Origin of the sequence: Rhodococcus sp. T9N (assembly GCF_024436645.1) — a bacterium.
Lineage (GTDB): Bacteria > Actinomycetota > Actinomycetes > Mycobacteriales > Mycobacteriaceae > Rhodococcus_F > Rhodococcus_F qingshengii.
Genome location: NZ_JAMSKS010000012.1, coordinates 161,854 through 178,506, shown reverse-complemented (window position 1 = coordinate 178,506; position 16,653 = coordinate 161,854). Strand labels below are relative to the sequence as shown.

Below are 16,653 nucleotides of genomic sequence, written 5' to 3'. Positions count from 1 at the left end.
GTCAGACCACCGATCCGTCGGCCGCGTCGTAGTCGACGTCCTCGTCGTCCTCGAACTGAACGGGAGCAGCTGCGCCACCCTTGGCCCTGGTCGGACGCACTGCCTTATATCCGACATTTCGGACTGTACCGATCAAGGACTCGTATTCGGTGCCGAGTTTCGCCCGCAGACGACGCACGTGGACGTCGACCGTCCTGGTGCCGCCGAAGAAGTCGTAGCCCCACACTTCCTGCAGCAGCTGCGCCCGGGTGAATACCCGTCCGGCGTGCTGCGCGAGGTACTTGAGCAGCTCGAATTCCTTGTAAGTCAAATCAAGGGGCCGTCCACGCAGTCGTGCCGTGTACGTCCCCTCGTCGATAACCAGTTCGCCCAGCGTGATCTTTCCCGACGCTTCCGGACTGGCCACACCGCCGCTGCGGGCGACCAACAACCGCAATCGGGCGTCCACCTCAGCCGGACCGGTACCGGGAAGCAGGATGTCGTCCAACCCCCAGTCGGCGTTGACGGCAACGAGTCCGCCTTCGGTGAGGACGGCGACCACAGGTACTGCGGATCCTGTGCTTCCGAGCAATCGACACAACCCGCGTGCGGCAGCCAGATCGGTGCGCGCATCCACCAATGCCACGTCCGCGAAACTTGCCTCGAGTAGCGAGGAAACCTCTGTGGGGGCAGGCCGAACCGAGTGCGCCAGCAACGCCAACGCCGGTAGTACAGCTTCCGGGTTGGGGTCGGAGGTGAGGAGGAGCAGTTCCACACGGCCTCCTATCTAGTAGCCCGCGCAACCCGTGAGGGCAACGCTCGAGTAGTTCGACGCTTTTGGTCGGTCCCTACATTAGCGTGCCTGGTACCGGGGCCGTCGCATCGAACCCCGACCGGAGTCCGTCACAATGGTGCGGTGCGCAAACTGATCATCGGCATCGTCTTTCTCCTCGGCCTCGGACTGGTGGCCGATTTCGGCGCGGCCGCGTACGCCGAGTACCGGGTTTCCCGCGAGCTCCGAACCGGCGCATCACTCGAGTCCGATCCGGAGGTCACCTTCAACGGGTTCCCCTTCCTCACCCAGGCACTCGGCGGGAAATACAAGGACGTCTACGTCAGAGCTACCGGCGTCCAGAGCGACGTGGTGGGCGAAGTGACCGTCGAGGCCGATCTGCGCGGGGTCACCGTTCCCTTCTCCGACATCGTGAACGGCAATGTCACCCAACTCCCCGTCGACAAACTCGACGGCCGGATGGGAATCAACGCCACCGACCTCGGAAAGCTGCTCAATATCCCTGACCTGCAGGTATCTTCGCCGCCGGCCAACAAGTCGGATGGCACCGGGGGCAGCGGCGGAACCGGAGCGAGCACCGCGGGCGCCGTCGTGCTGACGGGAACGGTTGCCGTCGGCCCGGTCGAGACTGCAGTGAGTGTGCAGGCCAACCTGGTTCTGGAAGGTGGGCAGGTCAAGATCGTCGCCAGCAATCTGTACTTCGGTCCGGAGGGCAAAGCCGATTTCTCGATCCCCGCAGCACTCGAACCCGTCGTCCTCGGCTTGTTCAGCTACACGATCGATCCGCAGGCACTTCCCTACGGAATTCAGCCGAGCCTGGTCTACGCGGAAGGCGGAAGAATCGTGATCGAAGGCAGCGCCGAAAACACGACGATCGATCTCGCAGAGCTGCAGAACCGATGACCGGGATCACAATTCTGCTGGTCGCGCTGGTCGCCGTCGTCGCGGTCGGGCTCTTTCTCAAGTCGCGCAACGGAAAGGTCCGAGTCACCACGCCGGCCGCGACCGGCGCGGCGGACAGTCGCCTCGAACTGCTCCGCACTGCTGGAGTCTCTTCGCCGAACGGCGGACCCGTCGTACTGCATTTCTCTGCCGACTGGTGCGGACCGTGCGCGGCAGTACGCCGCGTCGTCGGTCAGGTCGTGATCTCGATGGCCGACGCTCCCCGTCCGCCGGTGGAGATCGAGCTCGACATCGACAAGGAACCGGCTCTGGCACGCGAGATGAGTGTCCTCTCGCTGCCCACCACCTTCATCCTCGACGGTGGCCTGGAGGAACAGTTCCGGGTGTCCGGAGTGCCATCCGCAGCCGATCTGAAAGCTGCACTCGTACCACTATCCGGACCCCACGAGCCAAAATCCGAGAATTCGGGGTAAACTCGCCGACGTGCAAACCCGCCACGAGCTGATGCTCACCCGACGCCGCGCAGTAGACCTGTGCCGCCTCGGGGGCTGTTGCTGTACCTGTTGCTGATCACCACATCCGTCAGATCTCTCTGACCTTCGAGCTTTCGCTCACGTGATCAATCCACCGAGTGGGACTTTGACGTCCCGTTTTCTCGGCCCAGGCACAGCATCATGCAATCCAGCGCAGGAGCACTCCCGATGTCCACAACCACACCCCAGCTCGAGCAGGTCGACGTCCGCGGACCTCGATTCGCCGCGTGGGTCACCACCGGCGTTCTCGTACTCACGCTCATCCTCTCGACCTTCTCACTGCCCGCCGCCACCGTCGTTCTCGCACTGCAGGCCATAGTCTTCGCGGTCGGAGCGGTACTCGGCCCCAAGCGCAGCCCGTACGGCCAGATCTTCGGCAAGCTCGTCGCCCCGCGACTCTCGCCGGTCAGCGAACGCGAACCCGTGGCGCCGCTGCGCTTCGCGCAGTTCGTCGGCTTCGTCTTCGCACTCGCCGGCACGGTCGGTTTCCTGGCCGGGTCGACGATCGTCGGCACCGTTGCCACCGGCTTCGCCTTGTTCGCGGCCCTGCTCAACGCCGCGTTCGGCATCTGCCTCGGCTGCCAGATCTATCCACTCGTCGCAAGGCTGCGAAATACCGGCCGCGCTACCACCGCGTGAAAACGCTTGCCCCACAACCCTGCTGAACCCCTGCTAGATAACGACCGATGCAAGACCATATCGAAAGGAACACCATGGCTCGCTCCGACGTCCTAGTCTCCGCTGACTGGGCTGAGCAGAACCTCAACACCCCCAAGACCGTTTTTGTCGAGGTGGACGAGGACACCAGCGCATACGACGGCGGCCACATCGAGGGTGCAGTCAAGCTCGACTGGCGCAAGGACCTCCAGGACGGCGTCCGACGCGACTTCCTGAACCAGGAGCAGTTCTCGGATCTGCTCTCCGCCAAAGGCATTGCGAACGACGACACCGTCGTTCTCTACGGTGGCAACAACAACTGGTTCGCCGCTTACGCTTACTGGTACTTCAAGCTGTACGGCCACCAGGACATCAAGCTGATCGACGGCGGCCGCAAGAAGTGGGAACTCGACGGACGCCCGCTCTCCAAGGACGCAGTCAACCGCGAAGCCACGCAGTACAAGGCCGAGACCCCCGACTTCTCGATCCGCGCATTCCGCGACGAGGTCATCGACGCCATCGGCAGCAAGAACCTCGTCGACGTTCGTAGCCCTGACGAGTTCTCCGGCAAGATCCTCGCTCCCGCCCACCTTCCGCAGGAGCAGGCGCAGCAGCGTGGCCACGTCCCCGGAGCCATCAACATCCCGTGGAGCACCACCGCCAACGAGGACGGCACCTTCAAGTCGGACGACGACCTCGCCAAGCTGTACGCGGAAAAGGGCTTCGACGACACCAAGGAAACGATCGCCTACTGCCGCATCGGCGAGCGTTCGAGCCACACCTGGTTCGTCCTGCAGGAGATCCTCGGCAAGAACAACGTCAAGAACTACGACGGCAGCTGGGTCGAATACGGCTCACTCGTCGGCGCACCGATCGAATTGGGAGCCTGATCATGTGTGGAGCACCTACCCAGGGCCAGACCCTGCCTGCCGGCGTCGACGTCGAGAAGGAAACGGTCATCACCGGCCGCGTTCTCGCAGCTGACGGCCAGCCCATCGGCGGCGCATTCGTGCGTCTGCTCGACGGCTCCGGAGAGTTCACGGCCGAGGTCGTGGCATCAGGAACCGGCGATTTCCGCTTCTTCGCCGCTCCGGGCGAGTGGACCGTGCGTGCACTGTCCAGCTCGGGCAACGGCACCTCCACCGTCGCTCCCGAGGGCTCGGGCGTGCACAACGTGGACGTGACCGTCAGCAAGTAATTCCTGCTTTGTCAGGCGGCCCCGCACCCCTCCGGTGCGGGGCCTTCTGCATTCCGGCTCCCGATTTTTCCGGTCGGTCGCCGCGGTCTAAGATGTACCCGTGGTCATTTTCTTCGAGGTACTCCTCGCACTCGCATCCGTCATGATCGCTTGGTTCTCCGTGTACGTCGTGTACCGCTTGGTCACCGACGAGTCGTGAGTCAGGCTCCGGATTCAGGGTCCGACGCGACCGCTGACGATTCCGCCGCTGCAGGTGCCGTGAGGCGCGGCAGCGGGGACGAAGCTGTCGCCATCGCCGTCGAGCGCTCCAAGTCGACGGCGTCGCTCAACATTCCGACCCTGCCGGACCTTCCGTTGCCGGAGGACACCGCAAACCTGCGCCTCGGCCCGGATATCAATCCCGAACTCCTCGCGCTTCTCCCCCTCGTCGGTGTCTGGCGCGGCGAAGGTGAAGGACACGACGAGAACGGCGACTACGCCTTCGGTCAGCAGATCGTCATCTCGCACGACGGCGGCCCGTACCTCAATTGGGAGTCCCGGTCCTGGCGCCTCGACGCCGAGGGCAAGTACGTGAGCCCCGATCTGCGCGAGAGCGGTTACTGGCGCATGGGCGGCGACGGCATCCCGGGCAGCGTCAACCAGGAAGTGGTCGAACTCCTGCTCAGCCACAGCTCCGGTGTCGTCGAAATGTACTACGGGCGCGCACTCACCCAGGCGTCGTGGGAACTTGCCACCGACGTGGTGATCCGCAGCCAGTCCGGTGCACTGTACGGCGGCGCGAAGCGTCTGTACGGCATCGTCGAAGGCGGCGACCTCGCGTACGTCGAAGAGCGGATCATGTCTGACGGTGGCCTGGAACCGCGTCTCTCGGCCCGCCTGACGCGCTACATCGGCTAGCTCTGCTGTGCGCCTTTATTAACCCCCGGCGGTTAATAAAGGCGCACAGCAGATTTATCCACAGGCACCGACAAATTCCACAGGCGGGCTCTGGAGCGGCAGTTTCGACCGATTCCTGTCGGACCGCGATCTCACGGTATTCGCATGAGCTGCGACTACATCGATCCTGATCTCCGAAGACTCTTCGACTTCCAACACGGACTCGCGACCAATAAACAACTACGCCCTTTCGGCTATTCACCGCGGCGCATCCAACATCTGGTCGAATCGGGTCAATGGACTTCCGTCCTCCACGGCGTTCAATCCAGCACCAACGGCCCACTCAACCGAGCAATGATTCTCGAGGCCGCACTGCTGTTCGGCGGCGGAGAGACCTACCTGAGTCACCGGACGGCAGCTGAAGAGTGGGGACTCACGCACATCGAGTCCGAACTGCCGGTCCACATCACGGTCCGATACGGCAGATCCTCCCGCTGTCAGAGTCCGACGGTCAGACCCGAACGCTCCCCGGCGCGCCCCGTTCCGTTGGGGTGGTCCACTGCCCATCCCGGAGTGATCGTTCATCGTTCACGCGCTCAGGCCCACATCGGCGTTGCCACTCAGCCTGCTCGTACTTCGCTGGCCGACACCGCAATTGACCTGGCGGTTGCAGAGCCGTCGGCTCGCGACGCCGCTCGTTCTCTGGTTCGCTCGGCCACGGCGTGCAAAGTGTCACGGATGGAATTGCGCACCCGAATGGAATGCCGACGGCCGAGGCGATATGTCAAAGCGCTGTCCTCGACATTGGACCTGTTGGATCGCGGTGTCCAGTCGGTACTCGAGCATCGCTACGCAATCGAGGTCGAGCGAGCACACGGTTTGCCGGAAGCACGACGGCAATCGCCGGTCCTCGTCGATGGGAGAACTCTCTACGAGGACGTCGACTACCGCAATTGCGGTGTCGCACTGATCGTTCGACTCGACGGATTTGCCTTCCACTCTTCTCGGGCGACTGCACTGCGTGATCGTCGGCGAGGAAACGCATCCGAACTGTCAGGCAACGCCACACTGGTCTTCGGTTGGGAGGATGTGGAGGGGGCCTCGTGCCGAACTGCAGCCGAGGTCAGAGCCATCCTCGAGCGCGGTGGATGGTGGGGGCCTAATCCTTGTCCACGCTGTGCGCCTTTATTAACCGCCGGGGGTTGATAAAGGCGCACAGCACGAAGCGACCCCCGAGCCACACCCACGCTTTCGCGCGGATCCCGGTCGGACTGATCGGGGGCTCGGGGGTCGGGTGGCTGCCTGGGATTCGCCGGCCGCTCACGCGGTAAGTGAATTCCATCAGCGATTGCGGCTAGCTGGCAGCCACCTCACGCGTCCGTCTGTACTTCAATTTCAGACCACCTCCTTCCTTGTGTACAGGAGAAAGTACGCCCACTTCACGATGACGGCAACGTATTTTCCACAGAAACTTTTCCGACGCATATCACCTGGTCAGCTGCTGCGCCGTCCGGAAGTTGGTGGGTGACGACAACAACGGTTCGCGAAGAATCGACCAGCGTTGCGTCGCGACTGAGCAACTCGCGGAGCAACTGATCGCCGGCCTCCGCGTCCATGTGCTCGGTCGGCTCGTCGAGCAGCAGCACCTCCGCAGGCGAGACGATCGCGCGCGCCAACAGCAACCGACGACGCTCACCGCCCGAAACCGCTCGCATGCCGCCGACCAGGTAGGTGTCGAGCCCGTCCGGCAGTTCCGACAGCCAGTCGCCGAGACCGACTGCGGCAAGTGCCTTCTCCGCGTCCTCGGCGGTGAGGTCACCCCGCGCGACGCGCAGGTTCTCGAGGACCGACGTCTCGAAGAGGTGTGCGTCTTCGGCGAAGTACCCGACGTGCCTGCGCAGTTCGGCCGGATCGACTTCCGAAACATCCACTCCGCCAACGCGCACTGTTCCCGCGATAGGCGGCAGCAGTCCCGCCATCGTCATCAGCGCGGTGGTCTTTCCGGATCCGCTCTCGCCGACGACGGCAACACGAGCACCGCGAGGAAGATCCACCGACAGCGGTTCGGTCACCTTTCCCCCGGGCCAACCCGCCCGCAACGCGTGCACACTCAGGACCCCGTCCTCCGGCCACGCACGATTTCCTTCAACGTGTTCGGCGTCGGCTCGATCGAGTACCGCCATGATGCGTGCCGACGCCAGCCGCGCCTTGGTCAACGCAACTGCCGCGCTGGGCAGTATCGCGGTTCCCTCGAAAGCCGACAGCGGAAGCAGTACAAGGATTCCCATGGACATCGGTGACATGTCGGTGGTTCCGTACAGCGTAATTCCGATCAACAGGGCACCGAGGACGCTCACGCCGATTGCCAGGGGCGTCGCCGCGGCGGCAAAGGCACTCGGTACCGCCGCGCGATCGGTTGCATCGACCACCTCGTTCTCGGCGGACACAGCCTCGCTCACCGCCTGATCCAAGCGACCCGATACCCGGAGCTCGGCGGAATGGTCGAGGGCGGTCACCGCGGACTCACTGAATCGCGCTGCGGCAGCAGAACTGTCGGCCTCGGCGAGTCGAGCAGCACGAGCCGACAGCCAGGGTGCCGCGATCCCGGACACCGCCAGCGCAACGGCCAGAATGAGCGCGGCCGGAACCGAGATGAACAACAGGATTCCCACCGCAGCAAACGCGAGGACAATCGAGACCGCAATCGGGATCAGTGCTTTGACGACGACGTCGCCCAGTGCATCCACGTCGGCGCCCGTACGTGAGAGCAGGTCACCGCGTCGTAGTCCGGCTGCTGCCGCGGGATCTCCTGCGGCCAACTGCTGGTAGATCCTCGATCGCGCCGCGGTGGTTCCGCGCAACGCGACGTCGTGCGTCGTCAATCGTTCGAGATAGCGGAAGACACCACGCGAGATCCCCAATGCTCGTACGGCAACCACCGCAACACTGAGATCGAGAACGGGAGGCATCTCCCAAGCCCGCGTGATCAACCATGCGGACAGCGCCGCCAAGGCGAGTGCGCTACCGAGTGTTGCCACACCCGCCGCTACCGCCGTCAGTACGCGTCGTGGCCGAAGTTCCAGTAGCCGCAGAGCACGCAGAAGCGGATCGTGAGCGTCACTTCTCATGAGCGCGCACCTCGACGATCCGGTCAGCTGCGGCAAGCACACTCGGACGGTGGCCGATCACGACAACGGTGTCGCCACGCTCCGCCCGTGCTCTCAGAGAAGCCAACACTGTCCCTTCCGAATCCGAGTCGAGGTGAGCGGTGGGTTCGTCCAGGACAAGAACTGCGCCGTCCGAGGCAAGCACGCGTGTCAGTGCCAGCCGTTGCCGCTGCCCCAAAGACAGACCTGTACCGCCGACGCCGATCACGGTCTCGACGCCCGCAGGCAGCTCGGCCAGTACCGCGTCGAATCCCGTCGCAGCAGCGGCGCGAGCCAATGCTTGCGCATCGACGACCCCGGTGAGATCGAGATTTTCACGAACGGTGCCGGGTAGGAGGACCGGATGCTGGGGAAGCCAGGCCAACTGACTCCACCACGCGTGCTCGTCCAGGTCTCGGACATCGACGCCGGCGACCGTCACACGCCCACTGCTCGGTTCGATCAACCCGAGCAGCGCGTGCACTGCCGTCGACTTGCCGCAGCCGTTGGGACCGGTGAGCACGGTGATCGCCCCTGGCGATGCCACGGCGGAAAGTCGAGACGGTGCGACTCCCCCACGAGAGGCCACACCGAGTCCGTCGAAGACGATGTCGGCGCCTCGAGCGACCACCGTCGTGCTACCACCCTCCGGCGCGGCAGAATCCGCCTCGATAACCTCGAATGCCTTGTCGGCTGCCGCCATTCCGTCCTCGGCGGCGTGGAACTGGGTTCCCACCATCCGAAGTGGCAGGTACACCTCGGGGGCGAGGATCAACGCGACTATCCCCGGCTCGAGTGACATGTCGCCGTACACCAGTCGCAAGCCGATACTCACGGCCACCAACGCGACGCAGAGCGTTGCGAGCAGTTCAAGCACCATCGAGGACAGGAACGCAACGCGGAGGGCGGACATCGTCGTTCGCCGATGAGCGTCACCGAGTTCACGGACGCGCTGGGCAGGACCCTGCTGACGACCGAGCGCCCGCAGCGTCGGCAAACCGGCAAGGAGATCGAGCAGTTGCGAAGACAACGTGGTCATCGCTGCCAGCGTCTTCTCCGACTTACCCTTTGTCAGCAGGCCGATCAGAATCATGAAGATGGGGATCAGCGGCAGCGTCACGAAGATGATGACCGCAGACGTCATGTCCTGCACCGCAATGACTATCAGGGTGATGGGTGTCAGCGTCACCGACAAGACCAGGGCCGGAAGGTATCCCGTCAGGTACGGACCAAGGCCGTCGACACCTCGGGTGACCACGGTCGCGATCTCGTCACGCCGCGGATCCAGATCGCGAGGACTCATCGCCGTCGCCGACGTCAGCACGCCGTTCTTGATCTCGGCAACGACGCGAGTCGACGCCCGGTGCGCATACCTGGTCTGCAGCCAAGTCCCCAGAACTCGGACCGCCACAGCTGCGGCGAGAACAACCAATTCGGTTGTCCACGAGGAAACATCCACAGTTCGAGTGGTGATCACTCCGGCCAGCACCCGGCCGATCATGAGCGCCGCGACGATGACCATCACGACGTTCACCATCGACAGAGCAACAGTCAGGATCAGATAGCCGCGCGCAGAAGCGGAATGTCGCCACAGCCGCGGGTCGATCGGTCCCCGGCGACGCTCCCGAGTGGTGGGAGCGTCGCCTACTTCGATAGTCACGTGAATTCGACCGTCAGTTCTTTCGTGATTCGAATCTTGTGTGATTGCGGTTTTGCCACTACCACGTCTTCTCCTTGAATCGCAGGCCGATCGACGCCGGAATCTGCTTGGAGGAGATGCGCTGTCGGAACACCCAGTACGTCCAACCCTGGTAGATGATCACCACCGGCGTCATGAATGCCGCGGCCCACGTCATCACCTTGAGCGTGTACGGACTCGACGACGCGTTCTCGATGGTCAGGCTGTACGCCGGATCCAGCGTCGACGGCATGACGTTCGGGAACAGCGAGGCGAACAGCAGCACGACGGTGGCGATGACGGCCACACAGGTGAGAACGAAGGCCCAGCCTTCGCGCTCGGCCCGCGTCAGGAAGACGACGCCGATCAGTGCCGCAGCAGCGGCAGCTACCAGAATCCACGTCCATCCCTTGCCGTAGGCGAGTTGCGTCCACAGGACGAATCCGCCGGCGACCGGAATAGCCGGAATTGCCAGTCGTGCAGCAATCTTCACGGCATCTTCACGAACCTCGTCGGCACTCTTGAGTGCCAGGAACACTGCACCGTGGAGAGCGAACACCAGCGCGGTGGTCAGACCGCCGAGCAGCGCGTACGGATTGAGCAGATCGAAGAATCCCGACTCGACCTGCTTGTCTGCGTTGATCGCCACGCCCCGAACGATGTTCGCGAAAGCCACGCCCCAGAGAACTGCCGGGACCCAGGAGCCGAAGATGATGCCCCAGTCGCAACGCTGACGCCATTTGTCGTCGTCGATCTTGCTTCGCCATTCGATGGCACAGATACGAACGATCAAGGCCACCAGGATGATCAGCAGCGGTAGATAGAACCCGGAGAACAACGTCGCGTACCACTCCGGGAATGCCGCGAACATCGCGCCACCGGCGGTGATCAGCCACACTTCGTTGCCGTCCCACACCGGGCCGATCGTGTTGAGCGCTACCCGTCGACGCGTATCGGCCGGGAGGTCACTGCCTCTGCCGACGATCGGCATGAGCATTCCGACACCGAAGTCGAACCCTTCGAGGACGAAGTAACCGATGAACAGTACTGCGACGAGCACGAACCATACTTCTTGAAGTCCCATGATCGCCTCCTAGTACGCGAACGACAGTTGTTTGGGCTTGTCCGGATCTTCCGGCTCATCATGATCTGTATCGCCCGGCGGATGCATGTCGTGCTCCAACGGGCCTTCCTTCGCGTACCGCACGATCAGCTTGAACCAGACGACTCCCAGCGCTCCGTACAGCAGGGTGAAGGTGATCAGCGAAGCCCAGACGGTAGCCGACGCGTGGTCCGAAACACCTTGGTCGACAGTAAGTCTGATCATGTCGACGCCGGTCGGGTTGGGATGCACCACCCAGGGCTGACGGCCCATCTCGGTGAAGATCCAACCGGCGCTGTTCGCCATGAACGGAGTGGGGATCGCGACCAGGCTGAGTATTCCGAACCACTTCTGGTCCGGGACCCGCCCCTTACGAGTGACCCACAGTCCCGCGAGAGCCAGTGCTGCCGAACCGGCGGCGAGGCCGATCATGGCGCGGAAAGACCAGTACGTGACAAAGAGATTCGGTCGGTAGTTACCCGGTCCGAAGTCCTGCTCCGCCTGCTCCTGCAGTTGGTTCACGCCTTGCAGTTCGACGCCGGTGAACTTGCCCTCGGCCAACCATGGAAGAACGAACGGCACCTTCAGAACGTGCGTCACGCTGTCACAGTTGTTGTGAGTGCCGATAGTGAGGATCGAGAAGTCCGGATCCATCTCGGTGTCGCACAGCGATTCCGCCGACGCCATCTTCATGGGTTGCTGCTGGAACATGAGCTTGCCTTGGACGTCACCGGTATAGATGATGCCGATTCCGGCCACGATCATGACGAGCAACGCGAATCGTGTTGCCGGGCGGTACATCGTCCGTGCATCGGCTTCGAGGCGCTCGGCTTCGGCGGCCTCAGCCTGCTTGGCGCGGCGCATGTTCCGCACCATCCACCAACCACTGATGCCGGCGACGAACGTCGCCGCTGTCAGGAAGGCGCCGGCAACCGCGTGCGGGAAGGCAGCGAGAGCGGTGTTGTTGGTCAGCAGCTCCCAGATACTGGTGAGCTCGGCACGACCCGTTTCAGGGTTGTACGTCGCACCGACCGGATGCTGCATGAACGAGTTGGCCGCGATGATGAAGAATGCCGACGCGTTGACGCCGATCGCCACGAGCCAAATGCACGCCAGGTGTACAAGTTTGGGCAGCCTGCCCCAACCGAAGATCCAGAGTCCGATGAAGACGGACTCCATGAAGAAGGCGACAAGTCCTTCCAATGCGAGCGGAGCTCCGAAGACGTCACCGACGAATCGCGAGTACTCGCTCCAGTTCATGCCGAACTGGAACTCCTGCACGATGCCGGTGGCTACACCGAGTGCGAAGTTGATGAGGAAAAGCTTGCCGAAGAACTTGGTGAGCCGATACCAGTGGTCCTTTTTGGTGACCACCCACATCGTCTGCATGATCGCGATCATCGGCGCAAGTCCGATGGTCAGCGGAACAAGGATGAAGTGGTAGACGGTAGTGATACCGAACTGCCACCTGGAGACGTCCAAAGTATCCATTGGCTACTCCGAGAGTAGGGCCCTGGGACAGGCTTCGGGGTTCGAGACGCGGGCAGTCGCTCGGCCCCTGCGGACACGGTACTGCTGTCCGGTTTGGACCGCAGGACTTTGCTACTACCAAATGTAGTAGAGACCTGTCGCGATTCCTATTCGCCTATCGCCCTGCTGAATCCGAATCAATTGCACGTTCAACCAATTCCGCGAATTCCCCGGAGACCTTCGGCTCTGGCAATGTGAGCCCGTCGAGTGTATGGACGCGTGCGGCCAGCGTGACGCTCGAAACCATCCACACTCCGTCGGCCGCAATCAAATCCGCAGGTCGGAGGGTTTCGTATCGGCAATCGAAGCGAGCACTGCCGGCAACGTCGAACAGGGCGCGCTGCGTAGTGCCCATCAAAATGCCCTGTGCGGGAGGCGGTGTGATCAAAGTCCTGTCCCGAACGATCACCACCGTCGAGCGTGGCCCCTCCAACACATTGCCCTCGGAACTGACGAAGATCACATCGTCAGCACCCAAATTCGCCGCATATCGAAGCGCTGCCATGTTGGTTGCGTACGACAACGTCTTCGCGCCCAGTAGCTGCCAGGGTGCCCGGGCAGAGAGATCGACAGAGAAACCTCGCTCGAGAGTCATCACCGACAACCCCGATTCGCGGACCTGTCTGACCCGATCGGCCACCGGACCGACCATCACGAAGGCCGTCGGCTTGTCACCGCTCTCACGGCCGCGGGTCAGAACAAGACGAAGAGCGCCTTCCTTCTCGGTCCCCCACTCCTCGGCAGCCATCTCGATCGCCAGACGCCAATCATCGAGAACGGGAGCGGGCAGACCGAGTGCCCGCGCGCTCAGAACCAGTCGACTCAGGTGTCCCTCGACCACCCGGGCGCGGCCGTCGCGTACCAACAGCGTCTCGAAGACTCCGTCGCCGCGCACCACCGCCAGGTCGTCGGCGTGCAGAAACGGTGCGTCAGCATCGAGCACCTCATGGTCGAGAGTCACCAATACGCGATCAGGCATGCCATCAACCCTAACGATCCGCCAAGCCGCCGGGGCCGCCCTGTAACCGCGATCCCGCCCACACTCCTAGACTGGTCTCGTGGTCGACAACGCTCTTGTGCCCAACAGCCCACTTCTGACTTCCCCCGGCGCGGTCACCGCACCGGACGGTTCGGCCGACATCGGTGTCGCGTGGCACTACGGCGATCCCCTCGGCGAACAGCGAACCGCGCAGCGCGCAGCAGTGGTGGTCGACCGCAGTCACAGATTCGTGATCGCCATTCCCGGCGACGAACGCCTCACGTGGCTGCACACGATTTCGAGCCAGCACATCGCCGCGCTCCCCGACGGCAAGAGTGCCGAGAACTTGAGCCTGGACGTCAACGGACGCGTCGAGCACCACTTCGTGCAGACGGACCTGGCAGGTGTCACCTGGATCGACACCGAGGCGAACCGCGGACCCGACCTTCTCTCCTTCTTGAAGAAGATGGTGTTCTGGTCCAAGGCCGAACCTCGAGACGGCAACGAACTCGCGGTCCTGAGCCTGATCGGACCCGAAGCGTCAACTGTCCTCGCCGCACTCGAGGTTCAGACACCCACCGAGGCCTACGACGCTCACGCCTTGGCCGACGGCGGATTTGTCCGCCGCATGCCGTGGCCTACCGAGAACTCTTTCGATCTTCTCGTCCCACGTGAGCAACTGGCAGCGTGGTGGACCAGGCTGACCGATGCCGGCGCCAAGCCCGCCGGCAGTTGGGCCTTCGAGGCACTGCGCGTCGAAGCGACGAGGCCTCGCCTCGGACTGGACACCGACGAACGGACCATCCCGCACGAGGTCCACTGGATCGGTGGGCCGGCCGAGCACGGCGCCGTCCACCTCGACAAGGGGTGCTACCGCGGTCAGGAAACCGTTGCCCGGGTTCACAATCTCGGCAAGCCCCCGCGCCATCTCGTCATGTTGCACCTCGACGGCAGCGCCGAAGCCGTCCCGGAACCGGGTGACCCGATCACGGCGGGCGGACGGGCCGTCGGACGCGTCGGGACCGTCGTCAATCATCACGAGCTCGGCCCCATCGCACTCGCTCTGATCAAGCGGAACATCCCGGTCGACACCGAACTGATGGCCGGCCCCAGCGCTGCGTCCATCGATCCGGATTCGATCGTCGCGGACGACGCACCCCAGGCCGGACGTGAGGCTGTCAACCGATTGCGCGGAAAGTGACGGGCATGGTCGACGCGGTCTGCGTCGTCCACACCGAACGTGACAGTGGCGTCAGGCGAGTCCCCCGTACCGCGATCGACAAGCGTCCCGTCGACGGCCGCGTCGCGGTAGGACGACTCGGTCTGGGTGGCGACTACGTCTGCGACACCGAGTTCCACGGCGGTGCCTTCCAAGCTGTCTACGCGTATCAGCGCGACGAAGCGCAGCGTTGGTCGGACGAATTGGGCCGACCTCTCGGCCCCGGATGGTTCGGCGAGAATCTTCACATCAGCGGGATGCTCGTCACGGACGCCGTGATCGGCGAGCGTTGGCACATCACCGGAGCCGAGGCGTCGGACGTTCTCGAACTCGAGGTGACCGCGCCCCGCGTCCCGTGCGGCACCTTCGGCATCTGGGCCGCGGAAAAGGGCTGGGTCAAAAGATTCACCGAGCGGACCGACGTCGGCGCCTACCTTCGCGTCAACCGGACCGGCACGATCGCCGCGGGCGATTCGGTCACCCGAGTCCACGTACCGGATCACGGAGTGACTGTTCGAGAGGTCTTCGCCGGAACGGATCCTGAGCGGCTTCGACGGCTCCTCGCAGAACACACCGACCTTGCACCGAACGTCACCGCGCGCGTCCAGAGGTTCATCGAACAAGCAGAAGCGCAGGTGCACTCGTGAGTATCGAATTGGTGGAAGTGGTCCGCTCCGGATTCCGCGAATGCGTGCATCGCGGATCGGCCGTCATTCTCGGCGCCGACGGCGAGGTCGTTGTCGGACTCGGGGAAATTCACACACCCATCTACCCGCGCTCGGCGAACAAGCCGCTGCAAGCCGTCGCTGCGCTTCGTAACGGCTTTGCACCCACCAGCCCGGAAGAGCTGGCCGTCGCGTCGTCCTCACATGCGGGCGAGGCCGATCACATCGAACTGGTCGCAGGGCTTCTCGCTCGCTACCAACTCGGTGTCGACCAGTTGCAGTGCCCCTCCGATCTGCCGGGCAACGAACTGGCCCGAGCCGAACTGATCGCAGCGGGCGAGCTTCCCAGCCCGATCTACATGACCTGCTCGGGCAAGCACTCCGCGATGCTCGCCACGTGCGTCGTGAACGACTGGCCGCTCGAGACGTACATGGAGCCGACTCATCCCCTCCAACTCGCGATCCAGGAGACGATCTTCGATCTCAGCGGCGAGGAAGAGCAGGAACTCGGCATCGACGGTTGTGGTCTCCCGATCGTGCCGCTCTCGCTCACGAACCTGGCGCGGGCATTCGGACGCCTGCCCTCGGCTGAGCCCGACTCACCCGAACGAGCTGTGGCCGACGCGGTCCGCGAGAACCCCTTCCTCGTCTCGGGCACCGGCCGCAACGATCAGCGCCTGATGTCCGCCGTGCCGGGTCTGTTCTCCAAGACCGGATACGACGGCATCTACGCCGGAGCGCTTCCCGACGGTTCCGCTTTCGCCCTCAAGATCGACGACGGTCACGAGCGGGCGCTCCTGCCCTTGGCGGCAGCTCTGCTCAAGCGGATGAACACCGAGTGGACCGAGGAGTTGGCGGCTCTCGCATCCGCTCCGGTCTTCGGCGGCGACGCCCGAGTGGGGACGATTCGCGCAATTCCCGGAAACTTCTGAGCAGTTCTCACAAAGTTCTGACGAGTTCTTTCAGCATCCTGGCAGCTCGCGGCCATAGTGAGAGCAATCAGACACGGCGGTGAGGCCTTCGTGGAAGCGGAAGCGACTTTTCCACGCTAGAGTGTGTGTCAGGAAACTTACACACTCAAACGGGGCCGCCAAATTCCCCAGGCCGCCCCGCGAAAGCGCGAGGGGGTCAGCCATGGGCCGCGGCCGGGCTAAGGCAAAGCAGACCAAGGTTGCACGCGAATTGAAATACAGCGTACCGACCACGGATTTCGACAGCCTGCAAAGAGAGCTCGCAGGTGGATCGACCAACTCGCATCGGAGCAGTGTCCGATCGGACCAGACTTCCGATAGGGAAGGGCATGCGCGAGAGGACGACTACGACGACTGGCGGCGTTGACCGCGCACTGCCACCGCGCAGACTGTGAAATGAGGAAGAGCTGATCGCTCTTCCTCA

General features: G+C 63.5%; 18 protein-coding genes. 12 read left to right on the top strand and 6 right to left on the bottom strand.

Annotated features, from left to right (window positions below; genetic code table 11):
• Position 1: 1 nt before the first annotated feature.
• Complete coding sequence (locus M1L53_RS20145) at positions 2–754, bottom strand: response regulator transcription factor (protein ID WP_054187700.1); 753 nt, start codon at positions 752–754, stop codon at positions 2–4.
• 141 nt (positions 755–895) lie between these two features.
• On the opposite strand from M1L53_RS20145, the gene M1L53_RS20140 reads away from it, so the two are divergent.
• The 8 genes from M1L53_RS20140 (at position 896) to M1L53_RS20110 (ending at position 6,145) form a co-directional block, all read left to right on the top strand.
• A complete protein-coding gene (locus M1L53_RS20140) occupies positions 896–1,675 on the top strand; it encodes an LmeA family phospholipid-binding protein (RefSeq protein WP_003939847.1) in 780 nt (259 codons plus the stop codon).
• Entirely contained in the window at positions 1,672–2,148 is a 477-nt protein-coding gene (locus tag M1L53_RS20135) for a co-chaperone YbbN (protein ID WP_050654782.1), read from the top strand. The genes M1L53_RS20140 and M1L53_RS20135 overlap by 4 nt, the downstream gene beginning before the upstream one ends.
• Positions 2,149–2,158: 10 nt before the next feature.
• Complete coding sequence (locus M1L53_RS34885; protein ID WP_350318872.1) at positions 2,159–2,245, top strand: putative leader peptide; 87 nt, start codon at positions 2,159–2,161, stop codon at positions 2,243–2,245.
• 131 nt (positions 2,246–2,376) lie between these two features.
• Positions 2,377–2,847 (top strand): DUF4395 domain-containing protein, encoded by a 471-nt coding sequence (locus M1L53_RS20130; protein ID WP_003940408.1) that lies wholly within the window; start codon positions 2,377–2,379, stop codon positions 2,845–2,847.
• A gap of 74 nt (positions 2,848–2,921) precedes the next feature.
• Positions 2,922–3,755 (top strand): sulfurtransferase, encoded by an 834-nt coding sequence (locus M1L53_RS20125; protein ID WP_003939859.1) that lies wholly within the window; start codon positions 2,922–2,924, stop codon positions 3,753–3,755.
• A gap of 2 nt (positions 3,756–3,757) precedes the next feature.
• Positions 3,758–4,063, top strand: coding sequence for a DUF1416 domain-containing protein (locus M1L53_RS20120; RefSeq protein WP_003939797.1), 306 nt, complete (start codon positions 3,758–3,760; stop codon positions 4,061–4,063).
• A gap of 258 nt (positions 4,064–4,321) precedes the next feature.
• A complete protein-coding gene (locus M1L53_RS20115) occupies positions 4,322–4,960 on the top strand; it encodes an FABP family protein (RefSeq protein ID WP_039973378.1) in 639 nt (212 codons plus the stop codon).
• Between the two features lie 144 nt (positions 4,961–5,104).
• The gene (locus M1L53_RS20110) at positions 5,105–6,145 is read left to right on the top strand and encodes a type IV toxin-antitoxin system AbiEi family antitoxin domain-containing protein (protein WP_054187701.1); all 1,041 of its coding nucleotides are present in this window, start codon (positions 5,105–5,107) and stop codon (positions 6,143–6,145) included.
• 233 nt (positions 6,146–6,378) lie between these two features.
• Here the strand turns inward: M1L53_RS20110 and cydC are convergent, their stop codons facing one another.
• From cydC to M1L53_RS20085, 5 genes are all read right to left on the bottom strand, one after another.
• On the bottom strand, positions 6,379–8,067 hold the full coding sequence (gene cydC, locus M1L53_RS20105; protein ID WP_054187702.1) for a thiol reductant ABC exporter subunit CydC: 1,689 nt from the start codon (positions 8,065–8,067) through the stop codon (positions 6,379–6,381).
• The gene (gene cydD / locus M1L53_RS20100) at positions 8,057–9,745 is read right to left on the bottom strand and encodes a thiol reductant ABC exporter subunit CydD (protein ID WP_054187703.1); all 1,689 of its coding nucleotides are present in this window, start codon (positions 9,743–9,745) and stop codon (positions 8,057–8,059) included. The genes cydC and cydD overlap by 11 nt, the downstream gene beginning before the upstream one ends.
• A gap of 58 nt (positions 9,746–9,803) precedes the next feature.
• Positions 9,804–10,847, bottom strand: a complete 1,044-nt coding sequence (cydB, locus tag M1L53_RS20095; protein WP_003939727.1) for a cytochrome d ubiquinol oxidase subunit II — start codon at positions 10,845–10,847, stop codon at positions 9,804–9,806.
• A gap of 9 nt (positions 10,848–10,856) precedes the next feature.
• Positions 10,857–12,356: a cytochrome ubiquinol oxidase subunit I gene (locus tag M1L53_RS20090; RefSeq protein ID WP_007733830.1), complete on the bottom strand. Its 1,500-nt coding sequence runs from the start codon at positions 12,354–12,356 to the stop codon at positions 10,857–10,859.
• A 154-nt stretch (positions 12,357–12,510) separates the two neighbouring features.
• Positions 12,511–13,374, bottom strand: coding sequence for an aminodeoxychorismate lyase (locus M1L53_RS20085; protein ID WP_007733829.1), 864 nt, complete (start codon positions 13,372–13,374; stop codon positions 12,511–12,513).
• 79 nt (positions 13,375–13,453) lie between these two features.
• Between M1L53_RS20085 and M1L53_RS20080 the strand changes: the two genes are divergently transcribed.
• The 4 genes from M1L53_RS20080 (at position 13,454) to M1L53_RS20065 (ending at position 16,596) form a co-directional block, all read left to right on the top strand.
• Positions 13,454–14,575, top strand: a complete 1,122-nt coding sequence (locus M1L53_RS20080; RefSeq protein ID WP_007733828.1) for a folate-binding protein YgfZ — start codon at positions 13,454–13,456, stop codon at positions 14,573–14,575.
• Complete coding sequence (locus M1L53_RS20075) at positions 14,572–15,240, top strand: MOSC domain-containing protein (RefSeq protein ID WP_042451408.1); 669 nt, start codon at positions 14,572–14,574, stop codon at positions 15,238–15,240. The genes M1L53_RS20080 and M1L53_RS20075 overlap by 4 nt, the downstream gene beginning before the upstream one ends.
• Entirely contained in the window at positions 15,237–16,190 is a 954-nt protein-coding gene (locus tag M1L53_RS20070; RefSeq protein ID WP_054187704.1) for an asparaginase, read from the top strand. Before M1L53_RS20075 ends, M1L53_RS20070 begins: the two co-directional genes overlap by 4 nt.
• Positions 16,191–16,392: 202 nt before the next feature.
• On the top strand, positions 16,393–16,596 hold the full coding sequence (locus M1L53_RS20065; protein ID WP_003940337.1) for a DUF3073 domain-containing protein: 204 nt from the start codon (positions 16,393–16,395) through the stop codon (positions 16,594–16,596).
• Positions 16,597–16,653: the final 57 nt, after the last annotated feature.

What these genes read in the sequence shown, in the direction of transcription:
- M1L53_RS20065 (WP_003940337.1), top strand. Translation starts at nt 16,393, where the DNA reads ATGGGCCGCGGCCGGGCTAAGGCAAAGCAGACCAAGGTTGCACGCGAA.
- M1L53_RS20110 (WP_054187701.1), top strand. Translation starts at nt 5,105, where the DNA reads ATGAGCTGCGACTACATCGATCCTGATCTCCGAAGACTCTTCGACTTC.
- M1L53_RS20125 (WP_003939859.1), top strand. Translation starts at nt 2,922, where the DNA reads ATGGCTCGCTCCGACGTCCTAGTCTCCGCTGACTGGGCTGAGCAGAAC.
- M1L53_RS20090 (WP_007733830.1), bottom strand. Translation starts at nt 12,356, where the DNA reads ATGGATACTTTGGACGTCTCCAGGTGGCAGTTCGGTATCACTACCGTC.
- M1L53_RS20085 (WP_007733829.1), bottom strand. Translation starts at nt 13,374, where the DNA reads ATGCCTGATCGCGTATTGGTGACTCTCGACCATGAGGTGCTCGATGCT.
- M1L53_RS20120 (WP_003939797.1), top strand. Translation starts at nt 3,758, where the DNA reads ATGTGTGGAGCACCTACCCAGGGCCAGACCCTGCCTGCCGGCGTCGAC.
- cydB (WP_003939727.1), bottom strand. Translation starts at nt 10,847, where the DNA reads ATGGGACTTCAAGAAGTATGGTTCGTGCTCGTCGCAGTACTGTTCATC.
- M1L53_RS20130 (WP_003940408.1), top strand. Translation starts at nt 2,377, where the DNA reads ATGTCCACAACCACACCCCAGCTCGAGCAGGTCGACGTCCGCGGACCT.
- M1L53_RS20135 (WP_050654782.1), top strand. Translation starts at nt 1,672, where the DNA reads ATGACCGGGATCACAATTCTGCTGGTCGCGCTGGTCGCCGTCGTCGCG.
- cydC (WP_054187702.1), bottom strand. Translation starts at nt 8,067, where the DNA reads ATGAGAAGTGACGCTCACGATCCGCTTCTGCGTGCTCTGCGGCTACTG.